This is a genomic window from Synechococcus sp. HIMB2401, from assembly GCF_042883245.1.
In the GTDB taxonomy this organism is placed as follows: domain Bacteria; phylum Cyanobacteriota; class Cyanobacteriia; order PCC-6307; family Cyanobiaceae; genus Parasynechococcus.
The window spans coordinates 312360-328224 of record NZ_JBDJKK010000001.1 but is presented as its reverse complement, the minus strand read 5'-3'; the positions used below and the strand labels follow the sequence as shown (position 1 = coordinate 328224).

The 15865-nt window shown below is 56.7% G+C and carries 23 protein-coding genes and 1 pseudogene; 15 read left to right on the top strand and 9 right to left on the bottom strand.

Annotated elements, in window-relative coordinates; all coding sequences use genetic code 11:
- Positions 1-31 precede the first annotated feature (31 nt).
- The 4 genes and pseudogenes from AAXE93_RS02020 (at position 32) to AAXE93_RS02005 (ending at position 1609) form a co-directional block, all read left to right on the top strand.
- Positions 32-250, top strand: a complete 219-nt coding sequence (locus AAXE93_RS02020) for a CP12 domain-containing protein (protein WP_390127672.1) — start codon at positions 32-34, stop codon at positions 248-250.
- 63 nt (positions 251-313) lie between these two features.
- Positions 314-999 (top strand): annotated as a pseudogene (locus AAXE93_RS02015) (LuxR C-terminal-related transcriptional regulator).
- An 83-nt stretch (positions 1000-1082) separates the two neighbouring features.
- Positions 1083-1322, top strand: a complete 240-nt coding sequence (locus AAXE93_RS02010; protein ID WP_250396592.1) for a DUF3136 domain-containing protein — start codon at positions 1083-1085, stop codon at positions 1320-1322.
- A gap of 23 nt (positions 1323-1345) precedes the next feature.
- Positions 1346-1609 (top strand): hypothetical protein, encoded by a 264-nt coding sequence (locus AAXE93_RS02005; RefSeq protein ID WP_390127670.1) that lies wholly within the window; start codon positions 1346-1348, stop codon positions 1607-1609.
- 28 nt (positions 1610-1637) lie between these two features.
- On the opposite strand, the gene AAXE93_RS02000 is transcribed toward AAXE93_RS02005, so the two are convergent.
- Positions 1638-1802, bottom strand: a complete 165-nt coding sequence (locus AAXE93_RS02000; protein WP_011364523.1) for a hypothetical protein — start codon at positions 1800-1802, stop codon at positions 1638-1640.
- Positions 1803-2335: 533 nt separating this feature from the next.
- On the bottom strand, positions 2336-2755 hold the full coding sequence (locus AAXE93_RS01995; RefSeq protein WP_188020615.1) for a hypothetical protein: 420 nt from the start codon (positions 2753-2755) through the stop codon (positions 2336-2338).
- A gap of 195 nt (positions 2756-2950) precedes the next feature.
- Between AAXE93_RS01995 and AAXE93_RS01990 the strand changes: the two genes are divergently transcribed.
- A complete protein-coding gene (locus AAXE93_RS01990) occupies positions 2951-3100 on the top strand; it encodes a hypothetical protein (RefSeq protein ID WP_390127667.1) in 150 nt (49 codons plus the stop codon).
- Positions 3101-3231: 131 nt separating this feature from the next.
- A complete protein-coding gene (locus tag AAXE93_RS01985; RefSeq protein ID WP_390127665.1) occupies positions 3232-3414 on the top strand; it encodes a hypothetical protein in 183 nt (60 codons plus the stop codon).
- 424 nt (positions 3415-3838) lie between these two features.
- On the opposite strand, the gene AAXE93_RS01980 is transcribed toward AAXE93_RS01985, so the two are convergent.
- The gene (locus AAXE93_RS01980) at positions 3839-4015 is read right to left on the bottom strand and encodes a hypothetical protein (RefSeq protein WP_390127663.1); all 177 of its coding nucleotides are present in this window, start codon (positions 4013-4015) and stop codon (positions 3839-3841) included.
- An 8-nt stretch (positions 4016-4023) separates the two neighbouring features.
- Complete coding sequence (locus AAXE93_RS01975) at positions 4024-4293, bottom strand: hypothetical protein (RefSeq protein ID WP_390127661.1); 270 nt, start codon at positions 4291-4293, stop codon at positions 4024-4026.
- A gap of 150 nt (positions 4294-4443) precedes the next feature.
- On the opposite strand from AAXE93_RS01975, the gene AAXE93_RS01970 reads away from it, so the two are divergent.
- The 7 genes from AAXE93_RS01970 to AAXE93_RS01940 all read left to right on the top strand — a co-directional run bounded on the left by AAXE93_RS01970 (position 4444) and on the right by AAXE93_RS01940 (position 9048).
- Positions 4444-5253, top strand: coding sequence for a GTP-binding protein (locus tag AAXE93_RS01970; RefSeq protein WP_390127659.1), 810 nt, complete (start codon positions 4444-4446; stop codon positions 5251-5253).
- A 5-nt stretch (positions 5254-5258) separates the two neighbouring features.
- Complete coding sequence (locus tag AAXE93_RS01965) at positions 5259-6074, top strand: metallophosphoesterase family protein (RefSeq protein WP_390127657.1); 816 nt, start codon at positions 5259-5261, stop codon at positions 6072-6074.
- Positions 6074-6784, top strand: a complete 711-nt coding sequence (locus AAXE93_RS01960; protein ID WP_250396585.1) for a phosphoesterase — start codon at positions 6074-6076, stop codon at positions 6782-6784. Before AAXE93_RS01965 ends, AAXE93_RS01960 begins: the two co-directional genes overlap by 1 nt.
- Positions 6785-6900: 116 nt before the next feature.
- A complete protein-coding gene (locus AAXE93_RS01955; protein ID WP_390127654.1) occupies positions 6901-8025 on the top strand; it encodes a CobW family GTP-binding protein in 1125 nt (374 codons plus the stop codon).
- 258 nt (positions 8026-8283) lie between these two features.
- A complete protein-coding gene (locus tag AAXE93_RS01950; protein WP_390127652.1) occupies positions 8284-8541 on the top strand; it encodes a hypothetical protein in 258 nt (85 codons plus the stop codon).
- 4 nt (positions 8542-8545) lie between these two features.
- Positions 8546-8767: a DUF3721 domain-containing protein gene (locus AAXE93_RS01945; protein ID WP_390127650.1), complete on the top strand. Its 222-nt coding sequence runs from the start codon at positions 8546-8548 to the stop codon at positions 8765-8767.
- Positions 8764-9048, top strand: coding sequence for a hypothetical protein (locus tag AAXE93_RS01940; protein ID WP_390127648.1), 285 nt, complete (start codon positions 8764-8766; stop codon positions 9046-9048). Before AAXE93_RS01945 ends, AAXE93_RS01940 begins: the two co-directional genes overlap by 4 nt.
- A 16-nt stretch (positions 9049-9064) precedes the next feature.
- On the opposite strand, the gene AAXE93_RS01935 is transcribed toward AAXE93_RS01940, so the two are convergent.
- Positions 9065-9235 (bottom strand): conjugal transfer protein TrbI, encoded by a 171-nt coding sequence (locus AAXE93_RS01935; protein WP_390127646.1) that lies wholly within the window; start codon positions 9233-9235, stop codon positions 9065-9067.
- Positions 9236-9639: 404 nt separating this feature from the next.
- Here AAXE93_RS01935 and AAXE93_RS01930 point away from each other — a divergent pair, with 404 nt between their 5' ends.
- Positions 9640-11181, top strand: a complete 1542-nt coding sequence (locus tag AAXE93_RS01930) for an iron uptake porin (protein ID WP_390127645.1) — start codon at positions 9640-9642, stop codon at positions 11179-11181.
- Positions 11182-11278: 97 nt separating this feature from the next.
- On the opposite strand, the gene AAXE93_RS01925 is transcribed toward AAXE93_RS01930, so the two are convergent.
- Both AAXE93_RS01925 and AAXE93_RS01920 read right to left on the bottom strand, forming a co-directional pair.
- Positions 11279-11509: a hypothetical protein gene (locus tag AAXE93_RS01925; protein WP_186540552.1), complete on the bottom strand. Its 231-nt coding sequence runs from the start codon at positions 11507-11509 to the stop codon at positions 11279-11281.
- Positions 11510-11595: 86 nt separating this feature from the next.
- The gene (locus tag AAXE93_RS01920) at positions 11596-12261 is read right to left on the bottom strand and encodes a Fe2+-dependent dioxygenase (RefSeq protein ID WP_390127642.1); all 666 of its coding nucleotides are present in this window, start codon (positions 12259-12261) and stop codon (positions 11596-11598) included.
- A gap of 82 nt (positions 12262-12343) precedes the next feature.
- Between AAXE93_RS01920 and AAXE93_RS01915 the strand changes: the two genes are divergently transcribed.
- The gene (locus AAXE93_RS01915) at positions 12344-13390 is read left to right on the top strand and encodes an extracellular solute-binding protein (protein WP_390127640.1); all 1047 of its coding nucleotides are present in this window, start codon (positions 12344-12346) and stop codon (positions 13388-13390) included.
- Between the two features lie 18 nt (positions 13391-13408).
- Here AAXE93_RS01915 and AAXE93_RS01910 read toward each other — a convergent pair whose 3' ends face one another.
- Together AAXE93_RS01910 and AAXE93_RS01905 are read right to left on the bottom strand one after the other, a co-directional pair.
- Positions 13409-13957 (bottom strand): Crp/Fnr family transcriptional regulator, encoded by a 549-nt coding sequence (locus tag AAXE93_RS01910; protein WP_390128651.1) that lies wholly within the window; start codon positions 13955-13957, stop codon positions 13409-13411.
- 320 nt (positions 13958-14277) lie between these two features.
- Positions 14278-15864 carry an iron uptake porin gene (locus AAXE93_RS01905; protein WP_390127638.1) on the bottom strand — a complete coding sequence of 529 codons (1587 nt, stop codon included), beginning with the start codon at positions 15862-15864 and terminating at the stop codon, positions 14278-14280.
- Position 15865: the final 1 nt, after the last annotated feature.

Here is a 15865-nt window from a genome sequence, read left to right as displayed (position 1 = left end):
GCGTTAGATGGCTTTGATTGCAATTTTGAGCGTGGAATCAATCGAAACCCACATCGCCAAAGACCGTGAGGAACTGGCCAAGGCTCAGGCCAGCGGTGATGAGGCCAAGGCGCGTCACTACGCCACCGAGCTTGAGGGACTCGAGACATACCAAAGCCACCATCCCGGAGAGCACAAGGACCCCACCTCCCTCGAAGTGCATTGCGACCTGAATCCCGACGCTCCGGAATGCCGCGTCTATGACGACTGACGACGGTCGCAACCAGATGGGCAGGTTGGCCCGCAAGGATGGATCAAAGATGCAGGCACGCGCATGGATCTGACCCCGTACCTGCAGAGCGAACCCAAATCTGCAGACGAAGAGCCCCTGCTTTCCGTTGCCATCAACGGAAGCATTGCCTTGGCAATGAAGGGACGATTTTCCTGCGCTGCTTCTGCGAAAGTTTTAGCGAAAGATCTCGCATCGGCTGTGCTGTTACGGATGAAGAGTCCTGTCTGAGTTATCTCAGAAAGGATTCATTTGAGCTGCTTCTCTGCACAGATCTACTTGAAAAAGGCAATGGCTTTGAGTTGGCGCGCAAAGCCCGGGAGCTTCAACCCGGTTTAAAAGTGGTGGTGCTGGCGTTGAGCGATGCCATTCCAGTGGAGTACGACAACGCATCCTGGCTGGAAGCCGTGGTTGCCGAAGCCGACATCATCGAAGACCGCAAACCTCTTGAGGCAGCAGTGCTTGCGGTGATGGGACATCACTCCTACCGCAGCCCATCTCTGCGCTCAGATGAACTGCCCTATCTGAGCTGCCCGCGACTAACACCACGGGAATATGAAGTGCTCGACCGCCTCGCCCGCGGCATGTCCGATAAAGAAATTGCCGAGGATCTCATCGTCACCGAAGAAACCGCACGCACCTACACCAAACGGCTCCTGCGAACCCTCGAAGTGAACAACAGGGTTCAGGCCGTCCTCAAAGGAATGCGCTGCGGCATGGTTCAGATCTGAGGGAACGATTCACCCCAGATGGGGGTAGAAATCCAGACGCTGCCAAGGCGTCAATGAATGGCGATAAGTGATATCTCGAACAGATGGCTGCAATCACCTTCACCAATGAACCTTCCCTGGCCGAACTGCGGGAAACGGAATCGGTATACACCCGCGCCATGAAATACCTGGTGGCGGATGGCGTGAAGGAAGAAGAAGCCAGCAAGAGCGTCTGCTGGCGACGCCTGAACCGACTGCATCAGGCCCTTCCAAACCGTTACGGCAATCCGCGCGCACTCTTCCTTTCACTTCAGGCGCACCAGCGAAGCCAAAAGGCGGCCTAGTTGTCTTGGCAATAAATCAGACCATGGACAGTGAATATCAGCCGATTAGTCGGGTGGAACGGTTGAAGGCAGCTCACCCCTGGCTGCTCGAGGCCCAGGCCTGGAAACTGCTCAGCATCAAATACGTGCTGATGGGCCCAGACCTCACCATCCACAATCCCGATCACCTCGAACTGATCATGCAGGAGTGGACCGATCATCTTGTGCAGATGGATGACGCCGCACTGCGGCAAATGTGTGCCTGGATCGATAGAAGCCGTCTGGAGGGTGAGTGGGGCAAGCTCTGACTCTCACGAAAGCAGCACGCGATAAGCATCACTCCACCAGGAATTCGCTGCGCAAGGCCCGCGCATCCTGAATCCGCTGCCCCACCGCGAGCTGGCGGAGGCGGGTGTTCAACCAGGCGCGCAGTCGGGTGGATGACACCGACTTGTTAAGCAGACCGTCCGAAGGCTCAGGCGTGCCGAAGGGAATCGTCATCAGCCACACGCTGTGGTCCACTCTAATCAGATCGCATCCACGCCAGCCCCACTTTCAGCTGGTTCTGCCCTCAAAGGCAATGCGTGTTCGTGCTGATTGCCAGGGCCTGGCCCAGCCCCAAGACTGTGTGCATCGAGATCGGAGGCGTCCATGCGAGACGACGGTCCAACCGAGCAGACGTCAGAAGCAAGCTGACTTTCAGGCCCCTGCTCCAACAGTTTTCACACCTCTTGTTGGGTGCGCCCTTCGACAGGCCTTGTGCGAAAGGCCAGGCCGATCGGCACTCCATCTGCACCGTGCCAGGTGCCCTAAGGAGCTCCCATCACCCGACCCCTTGGAACATGGCCCCAGGCGCCATAAGCCAGACGCTTCGACCTTCCTTCAGCCCCATCTGATGGATTGCGTCATGCACAAACGAGCGAGTTAGGCCGCCTGTTCACCGGAATGGGACGGCCACACCAACCCTGAACACCACCGTTCAAACACAGACCCCCGGCCCCCTCCATCAAAGGGACCGGGGGTCTGCTGCTGATTCAGGCCTTGCGCTTTTGATCGGCCTGCCGCAGTTGCTCACGAAGGATGATCGGATCATCACAGTGGGATCTGCGGTAAAGCGCTTTGATCTTGCGTGACTCCTCATCGAGCAACTCCAGCTCAACCGCGTCCGCCATTCCAACGGTGAAATCTTCGATCTGGCGGTCTTCAAACTGATTCTCAAGAGCCATCAACTCCTTCAACGAATCGCTCATGTAAAGACAGCTCGACGCCATCAATTTGAGGTTTTCCCGAATCTTGATATCGGCCTGCTCGCGAACATCCCGCGCCTTTTCCAGCGTGGCAATCAGATCACCACTGGCCGCTTCTTCAAGCGTTGCCGCAGACACTGTTGAGGTTGTTGCACAACCCAGCACCAGCACCAGCAGCAACGCCAGAACGGATTGCAGAACCTTCATCGGAGCCCCAGAAGACAGGTCACGTTAAGGGGAGACATCAGACACCGTCCCCTCAGATGAGGGAGACATTGCTTTGAATCACCACCCCACAACCCCTCGAGTGAGTGATGTGTGGCCCACAGGCTTTGCCGATGCTGATGAAACACGAGGCGAGGAGCACCGAAAACCATTACCAACACAACCGCGAAAGCTCAATTGCTCGATCTGCTGATCGAACCGCTGAAGGGATGCAAAGGGCTTTATGCCCACCGGCAGAACCTGATGCAACGGGTGATGCGCATGCCCGATCTGGAAGTGCGCGATCACCTCAATCGGCTCAGGGCCAGCCATTTTCCAGGCACCTGAGGCCTCCAGGCCACGGGAGCGCAATTCTTAAGGAATGCTGAGAGACGCAAAGAAAGTCAAGCCCGTATCGGTTGTCGCAGACCAGTCCAAATACGAATCCGTAGGACGGCTTGAGTTTCAAGCGTGATCCCATGGCCGAGACCCTTCATCTGCCCTACTCCGTTCAAGGCAATGGAACTGTGGAATCCATCGGCAATCACCTGTATCGGGTCTGCGGACCAGCCGGATGCACCGTTGTGATGGGGCTCAGCAACGCTCTCTACCTGAGCCGCAACGTGCCGGAAGTGGAACACAACCACAGCTCACATCGATAACAAAAAAATTCGCCCCAACCAATGGAGCGAATCATCAAGCCGGAGCAATCCCCATCACCCGGCTCACAGCACCAGATCTTGATGCGTTGGCTCGATAATACTCATCCAGCCCCAGATCTAGGGGGAGCACGATTACTTATGCAAAGCCCCTTGATCACACGTCAACACTGCATGTGGTGGCCTTGCTCGTTATATTGAGAGACCCCATCACCCGGCCCGCCCCTTCGGCGGGCTTTTTTGTGGCAAAACCCCAGATGTAGCGCCGGGGCAAACACTGCAAAGGGAGTCCATAAAAAAGGAAGGGTTCCCTAGTCCCTCCCCTGTTCGACGCAGTTTCCCCCTGTTCTGAGCTGGGGGTTACCTGTTCATTCTGTATCCACAGGAACCAAATGGCATCGGTGATTGCACCTAGTGAACAGTCGCATCAGCGATCAAGCAGGCCAGCATCGATCTTGGCGTCGGGATTGAGCTTGATCAGCATCCAAAGCAACATGGCCGAGCAATCGCAATCACTCACGCCGTAGTCATATTTCCAGTCAGCCACCATTCCCTTGAGCTCATGCTGAGCCTGGGTGATGAACTCATCGTTCCATTCCTGCACCAATTGATTCAGTCCTCTTCCAGATCCTCTTCTGTGACGTAGAAGGGCTCATCAGAACCGGGCTGATCGTTCTCCAGCACGAGCACCTTGAGCGAATCATCGCTCTCAAACACAAAGAGACCATCCTCATCGGGATGCACCCCCTTCATTTCAGGATGCTGGTTGACGAGGCGCTTGAGGCGGCGCTGCTCCTTCCAGAACTTTGCTCCCTTTTCAACCAGATAAATCGTCAGAGCCAAGTTCACCAGCACGAGGGCGAGGAACTCCAAGGCCTGCATAGATCAAAACCGGGTTCCGATGACCCTAGCGAGAGACGCAGGGAGCGCCATAGCAAGCGATACCAAGCGACCAAAGGCACAGGAAGAACGGGACAGGGCAGCGACGGCGGCTCATAATGAGAATGATTCTCGGACGTCGAGGAGGTTGCGATGGGCCAGGTGTGCCTGATTTCAGGCCCTCCGGGGTGCGGGAAAACAACCTGGGCGCTCCAAAGGCTTCAGCAGCATCAAGGCCCCTGCGCCTACCTGCGGCTGGAGGGAGAAAAGGCAGCGGGGCTTGAACAGGGGGATGACAGCGGAATCGACCTGACCTGGCTCAAGGACCAGGTGCCCAGGCTTGAGGAACTGGCAATAGCCAACGCAACGGATCTGAAGCAGGACAACGATGGGCTGACCCTGATCGAAGTTCAGCAGTTCCATCCCCCCAGCCAGGAGGGAATTGAAGGGCTCGGAGACGACGTTCGCTCCAAGCTGGTGGCCTTGCAGCTGCACCCCGACCAACTCCTGCACTTCGGGCGAGACCCTGAATTGCCTGCAAAGGACACCCTGGGGTTCAGCAAGCTCGAGGCCTGGCACACCTCTCTTTCGGGTTGTGTTTGGGATCCCAACAGCCTGAGCAGCTTTTGGTTTGAACTCGTGAACGGTGCTTACGGCGATGTGTACCGCGCCAAAGGCCTGATGAATCTTCCTGACGGGCGGGCATTTTTCTGCAATTGGATGGTGAGCCAGGAGTCATCCCAGTTCCTTCCCCTGGACGCCACGGCACCGCCAGAGGGTCGCCCCAGTCGAACCTCCGAGCTCGTTGTTCAGGGCAAGGCACTCAACCCTGAAGGCATTCAAGCCACCATCAGCGACTGCTTGCTCACGGATGACGTGCTCGCCATGCAGCAACAACAGCTCCAGCAACAGCAACAGCAACAGCAACAGCAACAGCAACAGCAACCCTCCTCTCAAGGCTGATTGACATGAACCACGCCGTCATCTCCTGTTTGCACGCCAACCTTGCCGCCGTGGAGGCGGTGCTCGACGACATCGACTCCCAGGGCATCCAAACCATCACCTGCCTTGGCGATCTTGTGGGCTACGGACCCCAGCCCAATGAGGTGGTGGAACTGGTGCGTCAGCGCGAGATTCCCACCTGCCAGGGCTGCTGGGATGAGGACATCATTGACGGCCTGAATGCCTGTGAATGCAGCTATCCCTCCCAGCTGGCGGAACGACGAGGTCATCGCGCCCATCACTGGACAGCCGATCTGCTGACGGAGGAGAACAAGGCCTTTCTGGCTGAACTTCCGATGACACTGCGGCGCGACAAGTTGTTGTTTGTGCATGGCAGTCCGAACAGTCAGCACGAATATCTGTTGCCCGACATGAATGCCTTTGCGGCCCTTGAACGGGTGGAAACAGCAGGGGCGGAAACCTTGTTCTGTGGCCACACCCATCAGCCCTATGTGCGCGAACTACGCCAGGGATCCATTCGAGTGAAGGTGCAACAACGCGATCAAGGCGCACCAACAGAGCGGGAGCTTGAACTGCCGTTGCGGCGGATCGTTAACGCTGGTTCTGTGGGGGAACCGCGTCATGGCAGCACCAAGGCCACCTATGTGATCCATAACGACAACACCGGAGAGGTGACGATTCGGGAGGTCGACTACGACGTCGCCAAAACCTGTCGAGAGATCGTTGATGCGGGCTTACCGGAGGTGTTTGCCTGGAGGCTCAGCCACGGCTTCGAATATGCCGAGCGGGCTGAAGACGCCAGCCACGTGTGTGAGCGCTGATGGAACGCTGGGCCCTGGTGAGTGGTCTCCAAGGAGACCTGGATCTGTACGAACAGATTCAGAGGGAGTTGAAGCAACAACGGGGTGTTGCCAATCTCTTCGTTCTCGGTGATCTGATCGGATCACAACGCAAGTGCAATGCACTGCTCGATCGTTTGCGGCAGCCGAAGCGCGCTGATCTTCAGCCCGACTGCATCTATGGCTGGTGGGAAGAACAGCTTCTGGCGGAGTGTGGCTACCGCGGCGAACGCAAGGCTGAAGGGCTCAGAGCCGAGCAGGGCGAGGCGGCGGTCGGAGAACTTCTCGCTGCGGTGGACGCCGACCATCTCAACTGGCTGGCATCGCTGCAGTTCGGCTTCATCGAACTCGACTGCGCTCTGATTCATGGCAGCTCCGCTGACGTCGGCGACCGACTGACGGAAGACACTTCAGCCTTGGTACTTCTGGATCGGCTGACGCGGCTGGATGTGAACCGGCTGTTTACGGCGCGCTGTCAGCGTCAGTTCCGACTGGAGCTTTCCGGTGGATCCATCCAATCCCACGTCAAAGACCATGCCGGTGAACAGCAGAGCGAACAGGCTGTGCCCAAACGAAGCGTGATCGGCATTGGCGGAGGGAGGCATTACACCCTCTACGACCCCTCCACAGATCACATCGAATTTCGAATTGCGGGGGAACCTTCCAACGCTTCAGGGCGGGGCTTTGGCTGACTGCCACGTCTCGAGATGTTCTGTCGCAACAACTACTGAGTGAGTTGCTCGCCTGATCACAAGAACATCGTTTCACAACCTTTGATCCCAAAGATCACCTCTGTTTTTCTGACCCAATGACCACTGCACCAGCCAGTCCCGGCGTCCCGGTCACCATCCTCAGCGGCTTCCTCGGAGCGGGAAAAACCACGCTGCTGAATCACATCCTGAGCAATCAGCAGGGGGTGAAGACCGCGGTGCTGGTGAACGAGTTCGGTGAAATCGGTATCGACAACGATCTGATCGTCACCACCGATGAAGACATGGTGGAGCTGAGCAACGGTTGCATCTGCTGCTCGATCAACGACGAGCTGATGGAGGCGGTGGAACGGGTGATTGAACGGCCCGAGCCACTCGATTACATCGTCGTGGAAACCACCGGTCTGGCCGATCCCCTGCCGGTGGCCATGACCTTCATTGGCAGTGAGCTGCGGGACCAAACCCGCCTGGATTCGATCATCACCTTGATCGATGCAGAAAACTTCGACGACGTCGTTCTGGACACGGAAGTTGGCCGGGCCCAGGTGATTTATGGCGACATCCTGCTGCTGAACAAGTGCGACCTCGTCTCAGAGGAGCGGCTTGAGAGCGTCGAACAGCAACTCAGAGCCGTCAAGAACGATGCGCGGATCCTGCGGTCGGTGAAAGGGGAGGTGCCTCTTGCCCTGTTGCTCAGCGTTGGACTGTTCGAATCCGACAAGGTGAGTTCTCCCGCCGACGATCCGAGCCTGGATCACAGCGACTGCGACCACGACCATGGCCACTGCAGCCATGACCACGATCACGGTCATGAAAACGATCACAGCCATGGGCACGATCACAGCCATGGGCACGATCACGGTCATGCCCACAGCCATGGGGACGGTCATGACCACGGACACCATCACCACAGCCACAACCACGGTGACCATCAGGACATCGAGGGATTTACCTCCGTGTCCTTCCAAAGTGATGGCCCCTTCTCTCTGCGCAAGTTCCAAAACTTCCTCGACAACCAGATGCCCCAGGAGGTGTTCCGGGCCAAAGGAGTCTTGTGGTTCAACGAAAGCGAACGCCGCCATGTGTTCCATCTGGCGGGCAAACGCTTTTCCATCGACGACACCGACTGGACCGGTGATCGCAAGAATCAATTGGTGCTGATCGGCCGCGACATCAACCACACCACCCTGCGGGAACAACTCCAGGCCTGTGTGGCGCATTGAGTCAAAGGACACCGCACCCACGCCATAACTCGAGTTGTGGTTGTTCCGTCATGACGCTGGTTCTCGTAGGTCGCGTGACAACGGAATCGCCTTTGCTCAACACCCAGAGCGACCATTTTTTTGTTATGGGGTCGAGATGGCGAAGCGCGCTAACCAAAGCTTCCACGTTCTTCTGCTGCATCGCCAAATCAGCAACGTTGCTCGAAGCCAATCAACGCGCAAGGCTGTTCATACGTGTAAACCAAACACAAGCGACGCATGGTGGACCACATCCAACAACAGCTCACAGCTCGCGAGATGGTGCGGGCCCACACCTACCCCGTACTGGCAGCCGTCAGCAGTCTCAGCTTGCTCAGCATCACGGTTCTGCTGATCCCGCAAGCCGTCAAAACCCATCGCTACAACCGCTGCATCGATGCACAGATCGCCCTACGGGCCAGCATCAATCCCAAGGGAGGCACAGCTGCCGGCAGGATGAATTACCTCAAAGCCGTCGAACATTGCGAAGGCTTCTAAACCGATGAACGCCATCCAACCGTTATTGGCTTTCAGCTTCGGGGTTTTGGCCCTGTTGATGAACACAACGCCAGGAATGGCCCACGGCAAGGGGCTCTATGGCACCGAAGCCGAAGCCCGGCAGCGGGCAGCTGAGATCGGTTGCAACAGCGTTCATGAGAACAACGGACGCTGGATGCCTTGCACGGATGAGCGGGAACTCCACCAACAGCTGCGCAAGCAATGAAAGCCTCCAGACCAAACAGCCGGCAGGCGCGGCGCATCCATCGCTGGCTGGTGCCGATCGCCGCAGCACCACTGCTGATCACCGCAGGAACCGGCTCCCTCTACAGCCTGCTGCTGGAGCAGAACATTGATGCCTTCTGGCTGCTCAAACTGCACACAGGACAGTTCGGCTGGCTCAATCTTCAGCCCGTGTACCCAATCCTGCTTGGAACTCTCACCATTGTTGTGACCGTGTCTGGGCTGATGATGCTGCTCAGGCCGGCCCGCACAACAGGGGGTTGAAATCAACCCGACTGCCTCACTCCGCGCAGGTGCAGCCGCAGGAGCCACTGCCATGGCAGGGCTCGTGGTTGGGATGACCGGTGGCACAGGCCTCTGAACAGAAACTCTGCCCGTCTCGAACAACAGCTTGGGACGCCTTCACTTCACAGGTGCAACGCGGACAGGCACCGGGCGTAGCGGGAGCCATCACAACCAATCAACTCACTGTTGTCTAGGCCGAAAAAAGATGACCCTAGAACAAACACACCATTTCCACACACAATTCATACGGAAATATCGATAACGATTCTCATCCCCAGACAAGACGCCGGAGCAGCAACATGGAAACCTGAATCAATCAAAAACCTGGATAATTAAAACGACCAATCGAGAAAACAAATACCGACGAAATCAAATCAATCAACGCTGCACGTTGAAACAACAAAATCGATTCATATTCCGCCAGACCAAGCATCAAAGCTCCAAGGGAGCAACCAAGCTCCTGCGCAGGTATCAAAAGATACGCTCCATCAGCTCAAAGAAGGTGCAACCGATTCAGCAGGTTGTCAAAGTAAGCAAGCCCTAACGGGCATTCCTGTGTGAGGAACCCCCATGAAGCTTTTCCAGCAACTGCTGGTGGCTCCTGCTGCCTTTGGCCTGATCGCCAGTGGCGCCAATGCCGCCGAGCTGAACATCAACGACGTTTCTGATTACGCGGCTTCCGCTGAGCAGGTCACCAGCGTCACCCAGTTCGCCGACGTTGTTCCCACCGACTGGGCCTATCAGGCTCTGGCCAACCTGGTGGAGACCTATGGCTGCGTCGCCGGCTACCCCAACGGCAGCACCCGTGGCAACCGTGCCATGACCCGCTATGAAGCGGCTGCCCTGCTGAACGCCTGCCTCGAGCGGATCACTGAAGTGACCGACGAGCTGCGTCGCCTGCTCAAGGAATTCGAAACCGAACTGGCCATCCTCAAGGGTCGCGTTGACGGCCTCGAGGCCCGGGTGGGCGAACTGGAAGCAACCCAGTTCTCCACCACCACCAAGCTGAAAGGTAAGGCTGACTTCTTCACGGGAGCCGTGAAGTATGCCGATCGCAATGAGTGCAACAAGAAGGGAGGCGCCTGCGAAGACGATGGCTTCAATTTCTCCTATCGCTACACCCTGAACCTCAACACATCCTTTACCGGGAAGGATCGTCTGTACACCCGTCTACGGGCGGGCAACATGAACAACGTCTGGACGCAATCAGACTCTTATCTGTCTGATGCCAAGAGTGGTGATAACACCTTGAAGGTGGACAAGCTCTGGTACAGCTTCCCCATCGGTAATGAGTTCAAGGTCACCGTTGGTGCGCTGATCGAGAATTACTACATGATCGAGACGCCCACCCGCTATAAGCCGATCCTGAAGGCGTTCAAACTGGGCGGGTACGGTGCAGTTCTTGGTGCAAGCACAGGCCAGGGCTTTGGTGTGCAATGGCGTCAGGATGCTGATCCTGGCGATGCAGCCTTCAACATCGCAGTGAACTACGTCGCCGATGGTGGTGACGGTGCCCTGAGCAATTCAGAAAAAGGCATGTTCGGTGAAAACACCGATGCCTATCTGCTGAGCCAAGTGGGCTATGGCAACCGCAAGTGGTTCATCTCAGCGCTCTATGCGCTGAAGAATGCGCAACAAGACGATGGCGTTACGGAGGCCAAGGCAGCAATAGGGTATTCGACCCCAACTGCCAACAATCTGGCTCACCCCCTTCATGCCGTCGGTCTGCGTGGTTACTGGTCACCAGACGACAGCGGATTCATTCCCACCATCAGTGCGGGTCTGGACTTCGGCTGGGCGGATAGTGATTACTACGGCAATGCCGAGGCAGTGAAAGGCTGGATGGTCGGCTTGAACTGGAAGGATGCTTTTGTCGAAGGCAACAAACTGGGGCTGGGCTTCGGTTCCTACTCCAGCTACGCCACCGAGATTCGTGACCGGCCCAATGGTGGCGATCAGAACTTCGCCATCGAGGCTTACTACGACTTCGCCGTAACCGACAACATCACCATTACACCTGCGGTGTTCTGGGTTGATGATGCCAATGGCAAAGATCAAGTTGATGGTGCCAACAAATTTGGCGGTCTGGTCAAGACCACATTCAAATTCTGATTGCCAACATCAATCAAGCAAATGGCGCCCTATGGGGCGCTTTTTTTTGCAAAAAAAGAGAGGGGCTAGCGCCCCTCAAACGACATGTATCACGGATTCACCAACAGTTCTCACCCTCACCAATGGGAACACAAACATCTTCTTGTTCAGCTTTTTTGAGAAGAGCCTCAGCCTCTTCATTCATCACACTGTCATCATCGACAGCTTGATCCGTCGACCACTCCTTCAATCCGCCCCCATCCTGGGCCTGCACCACCGGTAAATCAGCCGAAGCCAACAGCAGGGATGAAGCGGCTAAAAACACAGTGACTGCAGAGGGTTTGGCCATGTTCCAACGCCAAAAAATCATTATCAACAACGCTAGCGTCAAAGCCGCTACGAATGAGCCAAGTCAACGCATCATTTGAAACACCATCAATCAGAGAGCCGCCGCACAGCGTTGGAGTAGGCCTGAAAAATGAGATCAAGCTCATCCGAACGTCCATGCTTGGCCAGCAATCCGCGCGCCCCAGCATCCAGGTTGAACAACAAGGAACGATCCTCAGCGGATTTCACATAGCTCTCGATCCAGCCAACACAGGCGTAGCGCATCCCCTGCGTTACTGGCGCAACGCAATGCAATAAGGAGCTGGGGTACACAACAACCTCACCAGCACAACAACGAAATTCCTCACCATTCTGCCCCGTCTGCAATTGCAAAACTCCCCCTTGATAGGAGGACGGCTCGCTGAAAAAAACGGTGAAGGACAGATCGCGCCGGCCATAACGGGAAAACGGATTATCCACATGCCATCCATATCCATCGCCAGGTGCACAGCGGGAAATCAAGACACTGTGCACCTTGCGGATCAAAGCGAAACTCCTAATCAAAGGATCTGCTTTCAAGGCCTTCGACACCGAGTTCGCCACCCGAATTGCCAAAGCAGATTCAGGATCAAGTTGATGGTTCTTTTTAACCGAGGCCGCTTGCTCTCCCGCCGTGAGTCGTCCATCCAGCCAAGGCAGGTCAGCAGCACTCAGTTGCTGATGAATGGAATCAACATCAGCCTGCAAAAGCAGTGGACGCACAAGATGATCCATCCGCAATGAGTGCAAAACCTTTGCACCACCCTAGGCAGTCGGCCAAATGATACAAAAACATCGCACAAACTGGCTCGGTGAGATGACATCCAAGACCTATGATGGTGAGATGAAGAGTAAAGCCATGTTGAAGGTTCTCGCTGGACTCTGCCTCGTCGCTCCACTGGTTGGATGCGCAGCTGTTGGTGCGCAGGAAGTGCGTGTTTATTCAGGTCGCCACTACAACACTGACCGACAGGTTTTTAAACGTTTCAGCGAGAAAACAGGGATCAAAGTTCGCCTGATTGAAGCCACCGGAATTTCTTTAGTGGAGCGGCTCAAACGAGAGGGCAGCAACTCCAAGGCAGACGTGATCCTCTTGGTGGATGCTGCACGCATCAATGATGCTGCCAATGCAGGACTGCTGCAGCCAGTTCAGAGCAACAGACTGAAAGCGAACATCCCGGCGCGCTATCGGGACCCTTCCAACCGCTGGTTTGGCTTAACAAGACGCGTGCGCTCAATCATCGTCAACCCCAAGCTGGTTGATCCCTCCACGATCAATGGCTACGACGATCTCGGCAAACCAGAACTGAAAGGAAAGCTTTGCCTGCGCAAGCGAAAGAATGTCTACAACCAATCCCTTGTTGCCGACCAAATTGTTTTAAAGGGTCAAGCCGGAGCAACAGCTTGGGTCAGGTCAATGGTGGGCAATGTCAAACAGCCCTTTTTCTCAGGAGATACATCCCTGATTCGGGCCGTTGGCCAGGGCAAATGTGTTGTGGGCGTTGTGAATCACTACTACCTGGCACGCATGCAAGCCGGAGACAATGGCAAGGGTGATCAGGAGCTGGCAAAGAATGTGAAATTGATCATGCCAAATCCAGCTCACGTAAACATCAGTGCAGCTGGCATTGCCATCTCAGCCCAAAACAAACGGGAAGCGCTGAAGTTGATTGAATTCCTCTCATCCCCGCAGGGAAGCCAGGCGCTCGCTGGGCCAACCCATGAATATCCGCTGAAAAATCAGGGCTCCTCAAACGTGCTGAAACAGTACGGACGGTTCACCCCCGACAACGTGCCCATCAGCGCGATCGGTGCCAACCAGAAGAAGGCGATTCAAGTGATGGCGCAGGCTGGCTGGCGCTGAGGCCGGCGAGTCACAACATCAAAACTGAAGTGGTGATGTTGCGATCAACTCTGGTGAGAGCTGCATCGTGACATCACCGGACGCCATGGCAACCAGTTTCGCCTGACGCCATTTCGACATCAGGCGAGTGGTAGTCACCCGGGTTGCACCGATGAGTTCACCGAAGCGGTCGTGGGTGAGGCGAAACGGAAGTTGAAACGCATCGCGGCAACGAAAACCGAGTCGGTTCACCAGCAGCGCCATCAGGGCATGCAGCCGCTGCTCGGCCTGACCCAGATGACGGATGCGCAGGAGCTGGAGCGTCCATTCATTCACCGCATCAAGACCCAGCTCATCCGTTGAGACAGCATCACGCCGAAATTTCAAGGCGGTAAGGGCCTCGATGCACACGCCATCACTGCACAGACGATCGGTGCGCAGGCGATCGCCTGACTGCAGAAACGCCAGGGTCATTCCCTCCGTTTCTTCGCAGGGGCAATACACGCGGCACACACCTTCAATGACCTCCAGAACCGTGGCCTGATCACGCCCGGCGGGATCAATCAGCACTGTCTGCGAGCGGGGCATGCTCAACGGAGCAATCGGATTGTCCGGCAGGAAGCGGTAGGCGGACGCGGTCACGGATTATCGCGATTGAGAATTACTCGCAACAGTACAGATCTCTTGTCGATATTGCAAGTCATTCTCAATAAGGCCCCTGAATTGAGACCTTTTCTCAACTGCGGTCGACACCTGCTCGTTGGCGTGCAACAGCAGGGCGCGGAGCAACTGGGCATCCCCTTGTATCCGAAGCATTGGTGTGGTGACGGGCTGCCACCACGTTCGACGGGGCTTTCAACAAGGGGTTGATCCGTTGCAACCGCGCAACGTCGCTATTGATTCACGGCTCAGAACACAAATGTCGTTTTGATCAGACCGCCCAGTTGCTGGAAGGTTGAACCATTCGGTGTGAGCTCACCCATCGGTCGCGACAGATAGAACAGTGCCGGGGTGACGCTGATGTTGTCGGTCACTTGGAACTGATACCACCACTCCCAGATGAACTGGCCATCGGCAGGGGTATCGCCACCACGCAGATCAGTCGCAAAAACAGGCTGGCCCACAGCCATTCCGGCGTTGTTCCCTGCCATCAACACATCGCTCCATTCCAGTCCAGCCCTCCAGGACTGACTGGTGCTCACCTGCCCCTTGCGCTGGGTGTCGGATTGATTGATGCCCCAACCGAGGGACAGCGATGGAAGCCAGCCGCTCTCCAATGGCTGCCAGAAACCACCGAGGGCATAGGCGTGGGTCACGCCCCGATCACTGAAGCGATCACTGGCGAAGGGTGAGGCATACACGATCAGGTCTTGACCGTTCTGAACCTTGGAATACAGGGCAGCAACACCCCAGTGCTCACCCTCCCAACCCAACTGAAGGGTGCCGGTGCCGCCCGCCTCGTCGGTGGCGAAACCACCGGAACGGGTGTCGCTTGATGCACCATTGGCCGCCACATAGTTGGCCGACGCGCGGGCTCCACTTTCCGCTGCCCAGCTGATGCCAACGCCCGCACCTTTGTTTTTGTTGTAGGCCCCCGGCGCTCCATTCACCGTGAGCACATCGAGGATCGGATCACTGGGATAGACGCTCGGCCAGATCGCGAGCATGTCTTCCTGGCCAACAATCGGGCCGGTGGTGATGGTGATCTCATCCCCCAACGGAAAGGAATAAAAGAGTTTGTCGATCGCCACCAAATTGGGGCGATCACCCTCCTGAAACGCGGTTTCCAGGGTGGCCAGACCCGACGGCCCTCCACTGCCGAAGACGTTGCCATCTCCGTCGAAATTGCCGCCACGCAACACCGTGGTCAATTGATCCTTACCGGTGAAGGAGGTCTCCAGAGCCAGCTGAAGGTCGTGGTTGAACGTGGTTCCGCCCAACGCCTCATTGCTCTCCGAACGCAGCCGGGACGCGGAGCCTTTGAAGCGGCTGGCTCCGAACACCCAGGTGGCCTGGCCCTTGAGTTTGGTGGTGGTGGAGAACTGGGTTGCTTCCAGTTCGCCGACGCGGGCCTCGAGGCCGTCAACGCGACCCTTGAGGATGGCCAGCTCGGTTTCGAATTCCTTGAGCAGACGACGCAGCTCGTCGGTCACTGCAGTGATCCGGTCGAGGCAAGCGTTCAGCAGGGCAGCCGCTTCGTAGCGGGTCATGGCCCGGTTGCCACGGAAGGTGCCGTTGGGGTAACCGGCGACACAGCCGTAGGTCTCCACCAGGTTGGCCAGAGCCTGATAGGCCCAGTCGGTGGGGACAACGTCAGAGAACTGGGTGACGCTGGTGACCTGATCAAGGCTGTTGCCACTGGCAGTAGCCGCGTAATCAGAAACGCCGTTGATGTTCAACTCGGTGGCTTGGGCAGCTGGGGTGTTGACCACAGCCAAAGGGACCAGAAGCCCAAGGGCGGCAGGAGCCACCAGCAATTGCTGAACAAACGTCATG